The sequence below is a fragment of the Levilactobacillus wangkuiensis genome, assembly GCF_016861605.1.
Taxonomy (GTDB): Bacteria; Bacillota; Bacilli; order Lactobacillales; family Lactobacillaceae; genus Levilactobacillus; species Levilactobacillus wangkuiensis.
The window spans coordinates 37,461-54,729 of the sequence record NZ_BOLM01000006.1; the positions used below are offsets into that span (position 1 = coordinate 37,461).

Annotated in this window: 16 protein-coding genes and 1 riboswitch; of the genes, 4 read left to right on the forward strand and 12 right to left on the reverse strand. The window is 52.8% G+C overall.

The genetic code is table 11. The features are described 5' to 3' along the window. Nucleotides 1-365: 365 nt before the first annotated feature. Entirely contained in the window at nucleotides 366-1,508 is a 1,143-nt protein-coding gene (locus JUF13_RS05850; RefSeq protein ID WP_203638661.1) for an MFS transporter, read from the reverse strand. Nucleotides 1,509-1,667: 159 nt separating this feature from the next. Between JUF13_RS05850 and JUF13_RS05855 the strand changes: the two genes are divergently transcribed. Beyond that, nucleotides 1,668-2,147: a hypothetical protein gene (locus JUF13_RS05855; RefSeq protein WP_203638403.1), complete on the forward strand. Its 480-nt coding sequence runs from the start codon at nucleotides 1,668-1,670 to the stop codon at nucleotides 2,145-2,147. Between the two features lie 317 nt (nucleotides 2,148-2,464). Here JUF13_RS05855 and JUF13_RS05860 read toward each other — a convergent pair whose 3' ends face one another. Together JUF13_RS05860 and thiW are read right to left on the reverse strand one after the other, a co-directional pair. Continuing rightward, entirely contained in the window at nucleotides 2,465-2,677 is a 213-nt protein-coding gene (locus JUF13_RS05860; RefSeq protein WP_225893617.1) for a zinc ribbon domain-containing protein, read from the reverse strand. A gap of 20 nt (nucleotides 2,678-2,697) precedes the next feature. Further along, a complete protein-coding gene (gene thiW, locus JUF13_RS05865) occupies nucleotides 2,698-3,207 on the reverse strand; it encodes an energy coupling factor transporter S component ThiW (RefSeq protein ID WP_203638405.1) in 510 nt (169 codons plus the stop codon). A 71-nt stretch (nucleotides 3,208-3,278) separates the two neighbouring features. After that, nucleotides 3,279-3,377, reverse strand: a riboswitch (TPP riboswitch). Between the two features lie 131 nt (nucleotides 3,378-3,508). Here thiW and JUF13_RS05870 point away from each other — a divergent pair. After that, on the forward strand, nucleotides 3,509-4,312 hold the full coding sequence (locus JUF13_RS05870; protein WP_203638406.1) for a hypothetical protein: 804 nt from the start codon (nucleotides 3,509-3,511) through the stop codon (nucleotides 4,310-4,312). Between the two features lie 1,145 nt (nucleotides 4,313-5,457). Here JUF13_RS05870 and JUF13_RS05875 read toward each other — a convergent pair. The 9 genes from JUF13_RS05875 to sufC all read right to left on the reverse strand — a co-directional run bounded on the left by JUF13_RS05875 (nucleotide 5,458) and on the right by sufC (nucleotide 13,816). Beyond that, nucleotides 5,458-6,111, reverse strand: a complete 654-nt coding sequence (locus tag JUF13_RS05875; protein WP_125764071.1) for a response regulator — start codon at nucleotides 6,109-6,111, stop codon at nucleotides 5,458-5,460. Next, the gene (locus tag JUF13_RS05880) at nucleotides 6,104-7,153 is read right to left on the reverse strand and encodes a sensor histidine kinase (protein WP_203638407.1); all 1,050 of its coding nucleotides are present in this window, start codon (nucleotides 7,151-7,153) and stop codon (nucleotides 6,104-6,106) included. Before JUF13_RS05880 ends, JUF13_RS05875 begins: the two co-directional genes overlap by 8 nt. Nucleotides 7,154-7,379: 226 nt before the next feature. Then, a complete protein-coding gene (locus JUF13_RS05885) occupies nucleotides 7,380-8,273 on the reverse strand; it encodes a helix-turn-helix domain-containing protein (protein WP_203638408.1) in 894 nt (297 codons plus the stop codon). Between the two features lie 11 nt (nucleotides 8,274-8,284). Continuing rightward, entirely contained in the window at nucleotides 8,285-8,608 is a 324-nt protein-coding gene (locus tag JUF13_RS05890) for a metal-sulfur cluster assembly factor (protein ID WP_125764065.1), read from the reverse strand. A gap of 32 nt (nucleotides 8,609-8,640) precedes the next feature. Next, complete coding sequence (gene sufB, locus JUF13_RS05895) at nucleotides 8,641-10,047, reverse strand: Fe-S cluster assembly protein SufB (RefSeq protein WP_203638409.1); 1,407 nt, start codon at nucleotides 10,045-10,047, stop codon at nucleotides 8,641-8,643. Beyond that, on the reverse strand, nucleotides 10,047-10,514 hold the full coding sequence (gene sufU / locus JUF13_RS05900) for a Fe-S cluster assembly sulfur transfer protein SufU (RefSeq protein WP_125764061.1): 468 nt from the start codon (nucleotides 10,512-10,514) through the stop codon (nucleotides 10,047-10,049). The genes sufB and sufU overlap by 1 nt, the downstream gene beginning before the upstream one ends. Further along, the gene (locus JUF13_RS05905) at nucleotides 10,495-11,739 is read right to left on the reverse strand and encodes a cysteine desulfurase (protein ID WP_203638410.1); all 1,245 of its coding nucleotides are present in this window, start codon (nucleotides 11,737-11,739) and stop codon (nucleotides 10,495-10,497) included. The genes sufU and JUF13_RS05905 overlap by 20 nt, the downstream gene beginning before the upstream one ends. Further along, nucleotides 11,729-13,000, reverse strand: a complete 1,272-nt coding sequence (gene sufD, locus JUF13_RS05910) for a Fe-S cluster assembly protein SufD (RefSeq protein ID WP_203638663.1) — start codon at nucleotides 12,998-13,000, stop codon at nucleotides 11,729-11,731. The genes JUF13_RS05905 and sufD overlap by 11 nt, the downstream gene beginning before the upstream one ends. 21 nt (nucleotides 13,001-13,021) lie before the next feature. After that, the gene (sufC, locus tag JUF13_RS05915; RefSeq protein WP_125764057.1) at nucleotides 13,022-13,816 is read right to left on the reverse strand and encodes a Fe-S cluster assembly ATPase SufC; all 795 of its coding nucleotides are present in this window, start codon (nucleotides 13,814-13,816) and stop codon (nucleotides 13,022-13,024) included. Nucleotides 13,817-15,042: 1,226 nt separating this feature from the next. Here sufC and JUF13_RS05920 point away from each other — a divergent pair. Both JUF13_RS05920 and feoB read left to right on the forward strand, forming a co-directional pair. Then, the gene (locus JUF13_RS05920; protein ID WP_203638411.1) at nucleotides 15,043-15,270 is read left to right on the forward strand and encodes a FeoA family protein; all 228 of its coding nucleotides are present in this window, start codon (nucleotides 15,043-15,045) and stop codon (nucleotides 15,268-15,270) included. Nucleotide 15,271: 1 nt separating this feature from the next. After that, on the forward strand, nucleotides 15,272-17,260 hold the full coding sequence (feoB, locus tag JUF13_RS05925; RefSeq protein ID WP_203638413.1) for a ferrous iron transport protein B: 1,989 nt from the start codon (nucleotides 15,272-15,274) through the stop codon (nucleotides 17,258-17,260). The last annotated feature ends 9 nt before the right edge of the window (nucleotides 17,261-17,269 follow it).

Genomic DNA, 17,269 nt, shown 5'->3' on the forward strand with positions numbered 1-17,269 from the left:
ACTCGGCTAGGTTTCGCCGAGTTCTAACGCTTCTATATCTATAGCTAAGTTAACGGTTGCTAGAAAATAATTTCAGAAGACTACCCCTCGAATAAGTGAGTGGCGCTCGCCTAAATTAGCCAGACCAACTTGATGGCGGGCTAAACCCGTGTCAGCCGCAGGGATGGTGAAAATGGACCAAGCCGTGGGAGTTGCCTTAGCGGGTTCCCCGCTTAGGCAACTGCTATCTTTGAGACGCGTTTCTCAGCGGCTCAAAGTAAGTCTGGAGACCGCCCTTTGGCTCCAGACGCGCGCCCACAGCGTCACGGCCCATTTTCACCATCCCGGAGGCGATGTCAAAAACAAGTTTCCCCCGCCAATTCAAGCTAGTCGGTGGCTAATTTTTGCGGCTCGCCAATCACGAAGTGGCCCGCCACCGCAATAACCAGGAACACCAAAGCCACCAAGCAAACGCCCAGCCAGCCGGCGTGACTCCACGCCCAGGTGGCGGACAAGGTCCCAATCGACCCGCCCAAGAAATAGCTAAACATGAAGACGGAATTGTTCCGACTACTCTGTTGGCGATTCAACGACTGCACGATGGCCTGGCAGGACACCTGACTGAACTGGGTTCCCAAGTCGAGGAGAACGATGCCCACGATGAGCCCCAGTAGCCAGTGGCCAGCCAGCCAAAAGATCAGGAAGGCGACGCCGGAGAAGACCATCCCTAGGCCCACCGTCAACCGGGGTGACCGCTGATCGACCAGCGTGCCAATCATGGGCGCGGCCAACACCCCCGCGATTCCTAGCAGGCCAAGCAATCCGGCCACGCTACTGCCCAGGTGATACTGCGCAGCGAGGTAAAAGGCTAGCGTGGACCACAGGACGTTGGACATGCCAAACAGGCAAAAACCATTAATGGCCGCACCGCGTAACGGCTTTTGACTCACAAATAACTTGGGTAGCGTGCGAATGACCGGCCAGTATTTCAAATCCTGATGACCCCGTTCGTCGTGGGGCAACTGAAAATGCACGATGACCAGGAAAACCAGATCAATGGCCGCCGCTACCAGGTAGATGTCCTGCCAGGGCATGATGCTCCCTAGCAATCCGCTAAAGGACCGCGACAGGAGAATCCCCGTCAACAGGCCACTCAAGACGATGCCTAAAACTTTCCCCCGTTGAAGTCCCGGCGCCAAGTACCCGGCATACGGGATGATGATCTGGGGCGCCACTGAGGTGATGCCGACCAGCCCCGTGGCAATCGCAAAAACGCCGGCATTTGGCGCCCAATGCGCTAATAATAAGGAAAGAATGGATAACACCATCATGAATTGAATCAACCGATACCGGTCGAAAATGTCACCCAGTGGCACAATCAGTAATAGGCCAAAGGCATACCCCAGCTGCGTGACCATCGCCAGCATGCCGACGACTGCCTTGGACAGGTTGAAGTCCGCCGCAATTAGATTTTCAATCGGTTGAATGAAGTTCAGGTTGGCCACAATGACCCCCGTCACGACTGCCATCAACAAGATGGTCTTTTTTGACAACTTTGCTTGCTCTTTCACTCCGCAAAACCTCCTACGTAAAAGTTTAAAACTTTTGCGCGGAAAAGACCACCATCCCTCATATTCCCGGTTAATCAGCCATTCTGGTATAATAGGCGGTATCGGAGGGGATTATTTATGAACAAATTTATAACAGGAGCCATCGTTGTCTTGGGGCTAGCGCTCGGTTGCGGGGAAGCCACCATGGCGCAAGCTCAGGCCAAAGCCAAATGGACGCCCGGCACACCGAAACAACTGCGCGGTGTCTGGTACGCCAAGCCACGCGTGCAACACATGGGGCACGATACCACGGAGATCACAAACAACGCGATGATTTTGATTCCCAAGTGGTTGTATGTGATGTACGACTACGGCACCCACGATTATGGCGGCAATCGCCTGGCCTACAAGAAAGTCGGTCAGGCCTACCGCTTGCGGTCCTACGACAGCGTTGAGAAAACGTGGGCCTACACCAAACTCCAGCGTCAGGGGAAGACGTTGAAGCTACAAAAGTACGGGACGCGTAAGGCCGGGAAAGCCTTTAAGTCTCGCGCCGGCCACACCTATCAACTGCAATACAAACCAAAATTAAGTGTCAGCGTCTTAACCCGCAAGTAAGCGAAGGGGGCTGGGACAAAACTCCTAACTCATGTATTGAAAAGGACTGTTCCGAGAAATCAATGATTTCTCGGAACAGTCCTTTTTTGAATCTTATGTATACACAGAGAAGATAATCCCTGGTATTCTTTAGGTGCTGAACCCAAAACGAAAAGAGATTATTAACTCTATGTAAGTCAATTGCCCCTGAATGAATTCAGAGGCTTGTCGCTCACGTGTCTGGCGACACAGTAGTCCAACATGCCCTGTTAAGACACTCCTACTTGTAGTGGCAACATCATCGGGTAATTGACGGCTACCCGTTTAACTATCAGGATCTACCCAATAGCTGTTAGCTTCTTAATTTTTGGGTGCTTGACGCCACTCAACCACTCTTGACCCAACATCTCGATGTTCATTGCTCCTAATCGGTCATCGTTACAACGATACTGGCATTGTTGACACCAATACTCATGTGCATCGTGATGCCGGTTGGTTTTCTCAACCATCCCACACTTGGGACAACGTTGTGAGGTGAATGCTGGACTCACTTTTACAACTTTGTACCCATTTACTTGCCCTGAAGCTTATCCAATCGTGGCGCAATCACGGTCGACCACATGCTCTTCAGGAGCGCGTAGGCCAAGATAACCCCGACCAAGGCACTCATAAAGAAACTCGGTAGAAACAGCCAGACGGCCCCGGTCGTGCCCATCAACCAGGCGGCCACGGGATAGGCCACAAAGGCGCCAATCACGCCCGACCCCAGCAGTTCGCCGCAGACGCCGGCCAGGAGCTTTCCGGTTTTCTGGAAGAGCCAGCCGCTTAGAAACGCGCCAATCATACTGCCGGGAAAGGCCAGCACCGTGCCCGTCCCCATGATATTGCGAATCACCGAGGTCAAAAAGGCTTGGGCCAAGGCCCACCACGGCCCCAATAAGACGCCGGAGACCACGTCAATCAAATGCTGAACCGGGGCAACCTTGGCGACTCCAATCGTAAAGGAAAACACACTCCCGCCGATCACGGCCAACGCCACCAACATGGCGGTCAGCGTCATTGGATACACTTTCTTGGACATTCTCGTCACACTCCTACTGCAAATTCACCAAAAAAGCCCCGTTCCCCACGACGACAGCTCCCCTGGCATTTCCAGCAGACCGACCACTTTCCTACGCGAGTCTTAGCTCAACAGGTTCAAAGGGATTGGCACGTGTCCATCTCAGCCGACTGGCACCCCTAGTGTCTTTTTCAGTTAATCCCGACTATACCGGGTGTGAAATTTAAAAGCAACTCATAATATGCTGGACTGATTGAACGTTAATTGAATTATCTCTCACATCAAACGACAGACTGGTATACTAGGCAGTGGAGGGGATTATATGTTCAAAAAGATCGTTATCTTAACCGTTTTAACACTGTCTGCTATCCTACTATTGCCAACCGCGGCGCACGCGAGCCAGTACGTGACGACCGACAGCTACAGCCTGTCGCGGCCATCCTACTACCATAACCGGGATACCCAGACGCATTATTTGTGGAATCAACAGCACACGGCCAAACTACATAATACGAAATACTTTCCGCACACGACCTGGGTCGCCCAAAAGACGGCGCTACTCCAGCATGGCACCCACGTGGCCCGTTACTACTACGTGGTCAGTAAGAACAAACGGACCGCGGGCTGGATTTGGCACGGCTTTCTAAAGTCCGGAACTTACCGCAAGCAGGTGCTCACCACCGATGGACTCAGCCTCTCAACGGCCCTGAACGCCACCGACCAGAATCAGCTCGAGGTTTTTGCCATTAAGCAGTTGCAAAAGGATGGTTATGAAAACAATAACCACCTCGCAATGATGTACGATTACTACATGTCCAATCACCTGACGCCCGACCAGATGTCCATGGCTGCCGTCATCCAGCTTGTGCGGATCAAGAACTTAGACGCCGATAAAATTACGACGGTCAATCTCCCAGCTATCACAAATCTAGCAGCGGCGATTGACCCGCAGCACCACAACGCCAAATTGGAAACGATGGGCCAGGGCCAACTGGGCCTCAAAATTGTCGCCAACGTTGAGAAGGCGCTAGTTGCCAACCACGATACAACCTACGTTTTATACCCAACGGCTAGCGGTAACCTGACAAATGGCCAGATTTCCTTCACGCTATACCTTTACGAATAACGACTAACTAAACACACACAAGGCCTCGAGAAAATTCTCGGGGCCTTTACGTTTGTAAAAGATTCTAACCTTATTGACGTAACCTTCAGCAAATCAGCGACTGTCACCACTAGTCTAGGACTATACTCTTCGTAACCTAGATAACTGCAGCGGGGGATCTTTACATGAAACCAGTTAACATTTTTGACACCTACTCTAAATGGTTTAAGCTGCTAAACGCACTCTTTATCCCTTTTGCCATATTAGAGCTGGTAGCAATCAAGCTGAACATCTTAAGCCTAATCGCCTCAATACTCAGCGGCATTTACTTTAGTCTCTGGTTTGTGTCCCTTATTGGCGAGAGCATTTACAGAATCATTAAATATTTGATTCGGAATCGTCCTAAAAATTAAAGCGCACTCAGGCTCAAACCTGAACGCACTTTTTACATAGGTAGTTATTTTAAAATATTATTCTGTCTAATCCTACCAAACCAAAACCGACACCCTTAACCAGAACCACAAGTTTCAGTTCCAAACCCGTGTCAGCCGCAGGGCTGGGAAAACTGGACCGGTCGTGGGAGTGACCAGAGGCGTGCCAAGGTGCCCGGCTGTGGCGATGGTCTTGGCTGGAGTCTTTTCCCAGCCTAGCCCATGGGACAACCTTTGAGACCGCTCCTCAGGCTCAAAGTTGAGGTGGAAGCCCGCTCCTCGGCTGGAACCGACCCCACAGCAGGGCATCTTGAATCCGTGCTCAGTCTAACCTACACCATTAAAAAATCCCCAACCAGAGTAACCACCCTGATTGAGGATTTTGATAGACACATTTAATTGAAGCTACCAACACAAACGACAATCGTCAGTTTGTTCTAAAGCAGTGTCAGCCGCAGGACTGGTGAAAATGGACCAAGCGTGGTCAGTCTCAGTGACCAGAGGCGGATCAAGGTGACCAGCTGTGTCGATGGACTTGGCTGGGGTTCTTTCCCAGCCTAGTTCCATGGGACAACCTTTGAGACCGCCCTCAGGCTCAAAGTTGAGGTGGAAGCCCGCTTCTCAGGCTGGAACCGGCCCCACAGCAGGGCACCTTGAATCCGCCGCCGGGAACGACAACTGCCCACAGCGACCAGGCCCAGTTTTCACCAGCCCGGAGGCGCCAGAAACGCCTGTTTAGAACTCGATTAACTTGTGGTGGATGGCGTAGCGGACTAGCTCGACGTGCGACGTCAAATCTAATTTCCGCATAATACTAGCCTTATGTGCCTCCACCGTCTTGGTCGTGATATTCAGCTTAGCCGCCACTTCCTTGTTGGAGTAACCCAACGCCACCAGCGGCATGACTTCCCGCTCCCGTTTGGACAGCGGACTGTGGCCCCACAGATTGGTCTTATCCACGTCCGTGAGAATATTTTTGATGTCGGACTTTAGCAGAATCACGTTCTCATCCACGTAATGCCGGCCGTTCACGATGGTCGTGATGGCATTGATGATCTCGCTATCCGGCGAACTCTTCAGGACGTAGCCGGACGCGCCGTTCTTAATGGCCTGGTCCACGTAATCCTCTTCGCCGTGCATCGATAAAATTAAAATCCAAATTTTCGGGTACTGGCTGTGAATCCGTTTGGTCGTCACCAGGCCACTTTCACCCGGCGGCATGCTCAAATCCATGATAATCATATCAATATCGCCCTGACCGGCGCGCACAAAAGTATCATTACCATTGGCCGCCTCCGCGACGACTTGGTAATCCGGCTGATCATCCACGATAGCTTTCAGGCCCGACCGCACGATTGCGTGGTCGTCCGCTACTAAGACTTTATACATGTTGAAGGCTCCCCTTACTCGTGCAGACTGGAAACTTAACCGACACCGTGGTCCCCACGCCCGGCGTAGATTCCAACTGGAAAATCCCACTCAATGACTTGATGCGTTCGTGCATATCACTCAAGCCTAGGGAGTGACCGTTAAATTGCGAATGTTTAGCCACGTCAAATCCGTCCCCGTCATCAATAATTTGGAGGGTAATGAAGTGGTTATGCTCAACTAATAGGAGCATAATCTCCTGCGGGTTGGCATGCTTCACGGCATTGTTGATGGCCTCCTGGGCGACCCGGTACATGGCACTTTGAATCGCCGACGATAGCTGTTCCGGCTTAGCGTTGCCGCCAACCGAAATCGCAATGCCGGTCGTGCTCTGCAGGCGGGTAGCCAGCGACCGCAACGCGGCGAACAAGCCAAAGTCGTCCATGACTGACGGCCGCACCGCCAGCGCCATGTTCTTGACCTCGGCCAAGGTGGCCTGGAGTTGTTTAGTAATCGCTTCGGCCTGTTGTTGCCGTTCGGCCGGACTGAGGTCACAGTTGGCCAACCGTTTGACCCCGGTCGTCGCAAAGTACAAGCCTTGGGCCACGTTGTCGTGGAGGTCTGCCGAAATCTGATGACGGTCTTCCTCGTTGGCCTTGACCACGTAGCGACTGATTTCTTCATTTTGGGCCAGTCGGAGTCCCCGATTGACTGAACTACAGCTCTTTAACGTTAAGGAGGAGATATGTTGTCGCAGGTCCAAGGCCTTGTAAAACATCAAGTATCCCGCGTCCGCCGAGTCATCCTCAGCGGCCAGGACCGGCACCACGACTTCTCGTGCCTGTTTGGCGATTTCACAGGTTGGGCAATCCGTTACGGGTCGTCCCTGTTGATTGACCGCCGCGTGGCCAATTTCATATAAGTAATGTGGATCAAAATTCAATTTTTCTTTCAAACACCGCGCTGCCTGATTACACGCTAGCATCTCATCTTCTTGGAATAAAATAATGGCAACGGGGGCGTTTTCAAAGTAACGATCAATCCACTTTTCGTTCTCATTCAAAGCCCATCCTCCTTGTCCTATTTTGGTTCAATCTTTAAATTATGTTCACTGCTGTTAATTGGTCATGGTCACAATCATTTAGCAGGATACCTACTACAGTTGTAGTATAACATACTGTCAGTAAAGCGTTTTCAGTTTCCGGACAAACTTAATCTTCAGACACCAAAAAGGCCGACTTTTCGCAAAAAGTCGACCTTCCTTCGTTGGTTCTGACACCTAACCAACCCTATTTATTCTCCGCCAACTGCCGGTTGAATTGACACTTCAACGCCGCCAGCTTAACTTCGATGACTTCATTTTGATTGATGCGGGTGAAGGCCAGCGTCTCATCCATGAGGCGTTGAATCGTCGCCGGTTGCTTGCCTTGGTTGACCGCGTTTTGCGTGGCCAAGAACTTCAGGCGGGGCAGGTAATACGTGACCCGCTCGTCGGAACACAGCTGCACGCCGGTGTCGATCAGCTGATTGCTCAGCCGATACTTTTCCTGGCCCGCATAGAAGTCCGCCGTGAAGAAGATCAGCGTCAACATCCGCAGGTAATACCGGTTGGGTTCATCCAGATGGTCGTCCGGGTGGTACGCCTTGATGTGCTGATAGACCTTGTCAAAGTAGAAGTCCGCCTGCTGGGTCTCCTGGTGCCGCGCGTACATAATGCCCGATCCCAGAAAGGCTAGCTGGGTAAAAATCGTTTGGTGACGTTCGTCCAGGTCGTTTAAAATCTGCGCGAAGTCGAAGAGAATCTTGTCCGGTTGTTGATTGACCAGCGCATTCACACACCCACGCAGGTAACAGAACTGCATCTTTACGTTGATCTCATCAATTTGGTTGGGCTTGAATTTCGCCAACCGTTTCAAAACGCACTGATAATTCTCCATCATCAGTTCCTTTTCAATATTGTCCAGGTCGTGCCGCAACTGCACCGCAGTCTCCGCACTTTCCTGGTAGAGGTCATCCACCGTGAGCCCCAAGCGCACGCACAGCTTGCTGAGAATCGACAGCGACGGAACGCGGTTATTATTTTCAAATTTACTGAGCGTCGCCTGCGTGCAAATTCCCGTACACAGCTTGACCTGCGAAATCTTGAGGGCCTTGCGGCGAGCCACAAAGATGCCAATATTCATATCAACTCACCCTATTCATGAATGCCTAAAGCTACCTTGGCGTAGCGGGTCATCATGCCCATGTTCCACGCCGGTTCCCAAATCAACTTAATGTCACAGTGTTCGATACCTTCAACGGCCGTGACCACCTGAATAATCGCTGCATCCAGCGCGTTACTCAGCGGACAGCCCATCGTGGTCAACGTCATGTCGACCTCACAAGAATCGCCATCGACGTGCACGCCGTAGATCAAGCCTAGGTTGACCAAATCAATGCCCAGTTCTGGGTCGATCACCATTTCCAAGGCCTGCATGACGCTGACCTCAGCCGGTGACAGTTGTTTTGCTTCATCCATCTGTGGTGAACCTCCTTTGTTTGAGCTCCGGCCTAGCCGATAGCCCCTTCCATTTCAAAACTGATCAGGCGGTTCAATTCGACCGCGTATTCCATTGGTAATTGCTTGGTGAAGGGTTCCACGAAGCCCATGACGATCATTTCCGTCGCCTTGGCTTCCGAAATGCCCCGACTCATCAGGTAGTACAGCTGTTCCTCAGAAATCTTCGACACCTTGGCTTCGTGTTCCATGGAAACGTTGGCATTAGAAATTTCATTGTACGGAATCGTATCGGACGAGGACTGGTCATCCATGATGATCGTGTCACATTCCACGTGAGCCTTGGACCCATCGGAGTGGCGGCCAAAGCGCACCGTTCCGCGGTAATCGGTCGAGCCCCCGGTCTTGGAAATGGACTTGGAGACAATGGTACTAGACGTGTTCTTGGCGTTGTGAATCATCCGCGCCCCGGAGTCCTGGTGAATGTTGTTGCTGGCAACGGCGATGGATAACATCGTCCCGCGAGCACCCTCACCGTTCAGGTAAACGGAGGGGTATTTCATGGTGACCTTGGAGCCTAAGTTACCGTCGACCCATTCCATCGTGGCGTTCTCGGCAGCGGCGGCCCGCTTGGTTTCCAGGCTGTAGACGTTGTTTGACCAGTTCTGAATGGTGGTGTAGCGGCAGTAAGCATCCTTTTCCACGTTCACTTCAACGACCGCGGCGTGCAGGCTATCCGACGAGTAGTTCGGAGCGGTACAGCCTTCCACGTAGTCCACGCGAGCGCCGGGTTCAACGATGATCAAGGTCCGTTCAAATTGCCCGGAGTTTTCGGAGTTTAACCGGAAGTAGGACTGGATCGGCGTCTTCGTTTGCACACCCTTCGGCACGTAAATGAAGGAGCCACCGGACCAAACGGCGGCGTTCAAAGCGGCAAACTTGTTGTCGGTCGGCTTGACCAATTTGCCAAACCACTTCTTGAACAGTTCGGGGTATTCGCGCAAGGCCGTGTCGGTATCGGTGAAGATGATGCCGAGCTTGGCGAAGTCGTCGCGCATGTTGTGGTAGACCACTTCTGATTCGTACTGGGCAGAGGAGCCGGCCAGGTATTGGCGTTCGGCCTCGGGAACCCCTAACCGATCGAAGGTCTTTTTCAGGTCAGCGGGCACATCGTCCCAGTCCCGGTACTTCTTGTCGGTCATCTTTTGGTAGTACAGCATATCTTTCAAATCCAAGCCGGACAGGTCTGGCCCGTACTTGGGCATCGGCAGCTTCTTGTAGATCTCGTAAGCCTTCAGCCGGTAATCCAGCATCCACTTAGGTTCCTTTTTGGCAGCGGAAATGTCCCGCACGGTCTGTTCCGTCAGGCCCCGGCCCGTAGAATAGGCGGGCTTGATATCATCGTGGAATCCGAATTCATAGTCCTTATCATCGACCACTTCTTCTGGCATGTCTGACATTATGCTTCCTCCTCATCTGTGGGCGCGTCTTCTTCAAGTAATGCCCGTTGTAAGGCCCACCAAGCTAGCGTTGCGCACTTGATACGAGCCGGAAAACTCATGATACTGGATAAAATGGCGGCATCCCCTAGTTCATCGAGGTCTGCTTGCGGGTGCTTCGTGCCCATGACCATGTCGGAAAAGGTCTTGGCCATGCGCAGCGCGGTTTCTTTGTCCTTACCCATGACGGCGTCGGTCATCATGCTGGCGGACGATTGGCTAATGGTACAGCCGTCGCCGCTGAAACCGATGTCCGCGATTTGATCTTGGTCATCCAATTTGATGGAAAGATTGATCACGTCCCCACAAGTGGGATTTTTTAAGGTAATCGTATTCGTACTCGTCTGTAAATCGTGTTTGTGACGCGGATGATCCGCGTGATCCAGGATAACTTCCCGGTATAAACTGTTAAGCTTTGACAGCCCCATGGTTGAAGAACTCCTTTGTTTCGGCCAGGGCGACTAACAACCGGTCAGCGTCCTGCTGGGTATTGTAGAGATAGAAGCTAGCCCGGGCGGTCGCAACCAACCCGAGGTACGTCATCAACGGCTGTGCACAGTGGTGTCCGGCCCGAACGGCCACACCCTCCATGTCCAGCGCCGTAGCGATGTCGTGGGGATGAATGCCCTTCACGTTAAAGGCAATCACACCGGTATGTTTAGCGGGATCGTGGGGACCGTAAACCTCGAGGTCGGGGTCCGCCACTAATTTCGGTAATAAGTAATCGACAATGGCTTGTTCGTGGGCTTCGACGTTGGTCATGCCCACGCTCGTCAGGTAATCTACCGCGGTGCCTAGGCCCACGGCGCCGGCGATATTTTGCGTGCCGGCTTCAAATTTGTAGGGTAACTGCGCCCAGGTACTATCCTGTTGGTGCACGAAGTCAATCATTTCCCCACCGTATTGATAAGGTGGCATGGCTTCGAGCAGCGCCCGTTTGCCATACAAGGCCCCAATCCCGGTTGGGCCCATCATCTTGTGGCCGGAGAACGCGTAGAAATCCACGTCCAGGGCTTGAACATCGACGGGCACATGTGGGGCGGCTTGGGCCCCGTCACCCACTATAATGGCGCCGTGTTGGTGGGCCAATTTTGCCAGCTCGGCCAACGGATTGATCACGCCCATCACGTTGCTAGCGTGGGCGATGGCCACAATCTTGGTCTTGTCGGTAATCTGAGCGGCGGCATCGGCCATGTCGAGTTCGCCATCGGCCGTCAAGCCAATGTACTTCAGCGTGGCGTGTTTCTTGATGGCCAGCTGTTGCCACGGAATCAGGTTGCTATGATGCTCCATGATGGAAATCACGATTTCATCGCCTGCCTGAATGTTGGCCTCGCCATAGGTGCTGGCGACCAGGTTCAGGCCATCGGTCGTCCCCTTGGTGAAAATCACTTCTTCGGGTTCGGCGGCGTTGATAAATTTTTGCACCTTCCGCCGGGCATTTTCGTAGTCTTCCGTGGCCCGTTCGGCTAACGTGTGAACGCCACGGTGAACGTTGGCGTTGTCCGTTTGGTAGAAGTGCACCAGGCTATCGGTGACCGCCGTGGGGCGTTGGGCCGTCGCGGCATTGTCCAAATAAACCAGTTGTTCATCATTTACTTTTTGATCCAAGATGGGAAAATCTTGGCGTACATCTAAATTTTTAGCGGCCATTTTCAAGTTTCCTTTCAATGATATCAACTAACTGGCTCCGAACGGCCTTGGCCGGAATTGCGCTCAAGACGGCCCCCAGAAAGCCCCGGATAACCAAGCGTTCCGCGGTCTCCCGCCGAATGCCCCGACTCATCAAGTAGTAGAGTTGTTGTTCGTCGACCTGACCCACACTAGCGGCGTGGCCGGCCATGACGTCATTTTCATCGATCAAGAGAATCGGGTTGGCGTTCCCGTGGGCGTTGCTGGACATCATCAGTAAGCGATTTTCCTGTTCGGCTTCGGAGCCGGCAGCGCCGTGAATGATGTCGCCGATCCCGTTGTAAACCAATTCGGAATCTTCCAGGATGACCCCGCGTTGCAGGATATTCCCGTTGGTGTGCTTCCCGCGGTTGGTGATTTTGGTGTTCACACCCATCCGTTGGTCGTGGTCGGTGATGGCTATTACCTTGGCATCCGCGCGGGAACCGACACCGTTCAATTCGGTATCAAAGTTCCCAATCGTGTTGCCTTCGTTCATGAAGCCGACCGCCCAGTTAACGGACGCGTTGTCGGCGGCGTAGGCCCGACGTTCCACGTAGGCCATCGTCTTGCGTCCCAGTTCATCCAACGTGGCGACCGTGACGTGACTGTTCTCGTCGGCAATGACCTCCATCAGACAGTTGGCCAAGTTGGCGTTCTCACCAACTGTGGTCAGGTGTTGGCTGACGGAGACTTCCGTATTGCGGCCGGCAACGACCAGCACGTGCGAGTTCAACGGTTGGTCCAACGTGTTGTCTTGAATCAATTGGATGTCAATCGGTTCACTGATCACAACATTGTTGGGTACGTAGAGGAAGACCCCGGCGTTCAAGTAGGCCGTGTGGTAGCTGGCCAAGCGGTTTTCGTTAGCCTTCATGGCCTTGGTCATAAAGGCTTCCTGAACCAAGTCCGGGTAGTCCTTGACCGCCGTGAAGAAGTCGGTCAGCACCACGCCTTGTTCCTGGAGCTTCTCTGGTAAATTGACCCGCACCGTGGTCTGGCCCACCTGCACGATTTGAACGGGTCCGTCTGCGACTTGCGCGAGGTCCCGTTTGGAATCGGCCCACTGCAGGTTACCGGGCATCAATTCCCAGTCGCGGTAGTTGAACCGTTGGACCAATGGCATGGGTAAGTCGGCCATTTGGTCTAGTGCCGCCAACCGCTTGTTGATCAGCCAGCTGGGTTCATTGTGTTGCTGGGCAGCAGTTTGAACAGCCGTTGCCGCTTGCGTTTGCGTTTGCATGGTATCCAATCTTGCCACCCCCTAGTTTTCATCCACGAGTGCCACGTCAATGTCCAAGTCGTCCCGCAAACCGGCGTAGCCTTCCTTTTCCAACCGCTTAGCCAATGAGGCATCCCCGGTCTTAACGATGCGGCCACCCATCATGATGTGGACCACGTCAGGCACAATGTAGTTCAACAGGCGTTGGTAGTGGGTGATGATCATGGAACCGAAGTTGTCGCCGCGCATGGCGTTGACCCCTTTGGAAACGACCTTCAGGGCATCGATGTCCAGTCCGGAATCAATTTCATCCAGCAGGGCAAAGGATGGTTGAATCATCAAGAGTTGGAGAATTTCGTTCCGTTTCTTTTCCCCACCGGAGAAGCCTTCGTTCAAGTAACGTTCTGTCATGGCTTCACTCATGTCCAAAATCGCTAAGTTCTTATCTAACATCTTTAAGAAATCCATGACGGAAATCTGGTCGTCCTTGGCCCGCCGAGCGTTAACGGCGGCGCGCAGGAATTCAGCGTTCGTGACCCCTTGGATTTCAGCGGGGTATTGCATGCCTAAGAACAGGCCTTTACGTGCCCGCTCATCAACTGGCATGTCCACGATGCTCTCGCCGTTCAAGAGAATATCACCTTGGGTAACGTGGTAAGATGGCTGGCCCATGATTGTCTGAGACAACGTTGATTTCCCGGTACCGTTAGGCCCCATGATGGCGTGGATTTCACCAGTCTTCATGGTTAAGTTAACCCCTTTTAAGATTTCCTTAGCCGTTTGATTTTCTTCATCGGTCACTTCAACGTGTAAGTCTTTAATTTCTAGTGTTGCCATTATCCATCAACCTCCGTTAGTTATGAAATTCACTGTTGTGGCGTTTTTCATTGCGGTCTTGTGCGGTTTTCACAAATTATGCCCGCATATTCCGGAAAGTGTGCAATTTTATGCCTGGGGCTATTCCGCTTTAGACCGCCCTTTGTAAGCGCTTGACATTATTATAGGCAGAATATTCCTGGAATAATATTAGGAATTTCCCTAATATATGTGAAAGTGCTTACATGGTAAGCTAGACCCATCAAATGCATTAACCTGCTCTTGGTGTCTGGGTCAAAGTCTTTTAGCAGCGCCTCCGGGCTGGTGAAAATGGGCCGTGACGCTGTGGGCGCCCGTCCGGAGCCAAGAGGCGGTCTCCGAACTTACTTTGAGCCGCTGAGAACCGCGTCTCAAAGATAGCAATTGCCTAAGCGGCTAACGCCACTAAGGCAATTCCCACGGCTGAGCCCATTTTCACCAGCCCTGCGGCTAAGACTAGTTTGGCCCGTCACCAAGGCGGTTTCTGCAGTTGATGGGTAGCTGACCATTCCATTGGTTGGCCGTGTTCCTTCCTCTATCACTTAACTATTATTCCGGCTGTGCGCTTCTATCACATAATTTGATGGCAGCTTAACCATCGCGCAGCTGGTTACTTAAATGATGAAAAACATAAGCTTGCTGATTAAACCTGTCTCACCTATATGATTGCGGCAGAACCGGAAAAACAGTGGCAAACAAATGACACGCAACCCGGTGCTGGTTAAACCAGTGTTAGCCGCAGGCAGGGTGAAAATGGCTTCAGCCGTGGGAATGTTCTTAGCCGCGCTCTTTGCGGGTTAGAACATTGGTGTCTTTGAAACTCGCCCCTCAGAGGTTCAAAGCATCCCAGAGACCGCTCTTCGGCTCTGGGTGTCCGCCCACAGCGTTCCGAGCCAGCTTCAGCTTGTTGAAGGCGAAATCACTGGCACACCAGTATCAACCCGGTGCTGGTTAAACCAGTGTCAGCCGCAGGCAGGGTGAAAATGAGCTCAGCCGTGGGAGTTGCCTTAGCGGTTTACCGCTTAGGCAACTGATATCTTTGAGACTCGTACCTTGAGGCTCAAAGTAAGCCTGGATACCGCTCCCCAGGCTTCACGCGCTCGCCCACAGCGTCACGGCTCAGTTTTCACCCTGCCGGAGGCGAAACCAACGACAATATTTAACCAGCAAAACCCGTTTAAAGACTTAATTTGAAAGGCCTGATGATAATGCAACTCCGTTATTCAGAATCAGCCTATCCAATCGTAACTGTCGAACAGATGGCGACCCTTGATGGCCAGACCGCTCACCGACTACATAACCTCGGCATTCACCCTGGCAGCCAGCTGACCGTGCTCCGGCAATATCCGTTTCACGGCCCCGTCATCGTTGAATTCGATCAGCAGAAAGTTGGGATTCGCTACGTTGTTTTCGAAGCACTCTTAGGGGGGCACTAGCATGACAACCGTTGCCCTCTTAGGAAATCCAAATACTGGCAAGACCACGCTATTTAACGAACTGACCGATAAATATGCCTACGTTGGTAATTGGGAAGGGGTCACCGTTGATAAGAAGATGGGAAAGATTCGCCACTCTGAAATGGTGGTGGTCGACCTCCCCGGCATCTATTCCCTCACGCCAATCACCAAGGACGAGGCCGTCGCCTGCAACTATTTGCTAAACGACTCGCCCGACATGATTTTAAACGTCACCAACGCCAGTCAGCTGAAACGCAACCTGCTGCTCTCCATTGAGCTGTTGGAGTTCGGCCGCCCGGTGGTGCTCGCCTTAAACATGATTGATGATTTGAAAGCAAACGGGGTCACCTACGACTTCGACGAGCTGGCGAAACGCTTGGGCTGTCAGGTCCGCGCTACCAACGCTCGGAAGAAATCGGGGCTGGACCAACTCCGCCAAGAACTGTTGGCCACGCCGCCGGAAACGACCGCGCCGCTACACTTGGCCTATCCCGCCGCGGTTCAGGACGCCATCGCCACGGCCACCCAACAGCTGGTCGCCGACTATCAACTGACGCCGACCTTTGCCAACTGGCTGGCCATTCAGTTCATGAACCGTAACCAAATCGTCCGCCGCTACGCCAGCAAGCACCAACTCAAGCCACTCCTGACGCAACAGGACGCCTATGATAAACAGGACTTTGAGGAACAAATATTTCAAACGCGACTGGCCTTCATTGATGAAACGCTGACGGCCACGACCAAGTATCTACACGAGGTCTCCAACGCCAATTTGACGGCGAAGATTGACCGCATCGTTACCCATCCCCTGTTGGGGCTCCCCATTTTCGTGGGTATATTCCTGTTAATGTTCAAGCTGTCCTTCGACTGGATTGGAACGCCACTGTCGGACGTGATGGACGCCTTTATCTCCGGGCCACTGTCCGCGACCGCCAGTCACTTTCTGACCAGCGTTGGGGCGATGCCCTTTCTGAAATCCCTAATCGTTGACGGCATCATCGCCGGCGTTGGGGGCGTGCTCAGCTTCATTCCCCAAATTTTCGTGTTGTTCGCGTGCATTTCCATTCTGGAAGATTCTGGGTACATGGCCCGCGCCGCGCTGGTGACCGACCGGCTGATGCAACTGATTGGGCTCAACGGTAAGGCCTTCATTCCGCTGATTATCGGCTTCGGCTGTAATGTCACGGGCATCATGGCCGCGCGCACGATTGAGCAACCCAAGGAACGGCTGGTCACCACGCTGATTTCGCCGTTTATGAGTTGCTCGGCCCGGCTCCCCATCTATGGGCTGTTCGTCGCCGCCTTCTTCGACCGGAACCAGGCGCTAATCGTGCTCTCCCTCTATTTCCTGGGGATTGCGCTGGCGCTGTTCATGGCCAAGATTTATCAGTGGGTGTTCAAAGTTAAAGAAAATTCCGTCTTCATTATTGAATTGCCCAAGTACCACATGCCCCGGCCGGACATCATCGCCATGGGCACCTGGGAAAAGGGCAAGGGCTTCATCCGCAAGGCCGGCACCGTCATCTTTGGCGGGACCGTGCTCATCTGGCTGCTGTCCAACCTGGGACCGGCCGGCGTGGTGACCAACATCGACCAGAGTTTCTCCGCCATGATTGGCCGCTTCGTCCTGCCCGTCTTTGCCCCAATCGGCATCACCTCGTGGCAAACAATCAGCGCGCTCATGACTGGAATCCTGGCCAAGGAAGTCATCAGTTCCAGCATGATTGTGCTCTTTCATTTGAGTGGTCAAACCGGTTTGATCGCCACCTTCAGTTCCCTGTTCACCCCGTTGTCTGCCTACGCCGTCCTGGTCTTCATTCTGATTTACGCGCCCTGTTTCGCCACCTTGGCAACAATCAAGGCCGAAACCAATTCGACCAAGTGGGCCGTTTATTCCGTGGTCTCCAACACGGTGATTGCCTACCTGGTTGCGATGATCATCTTCCAGGTCGGGTCGCTATTCATTTAAAAAGGAGCG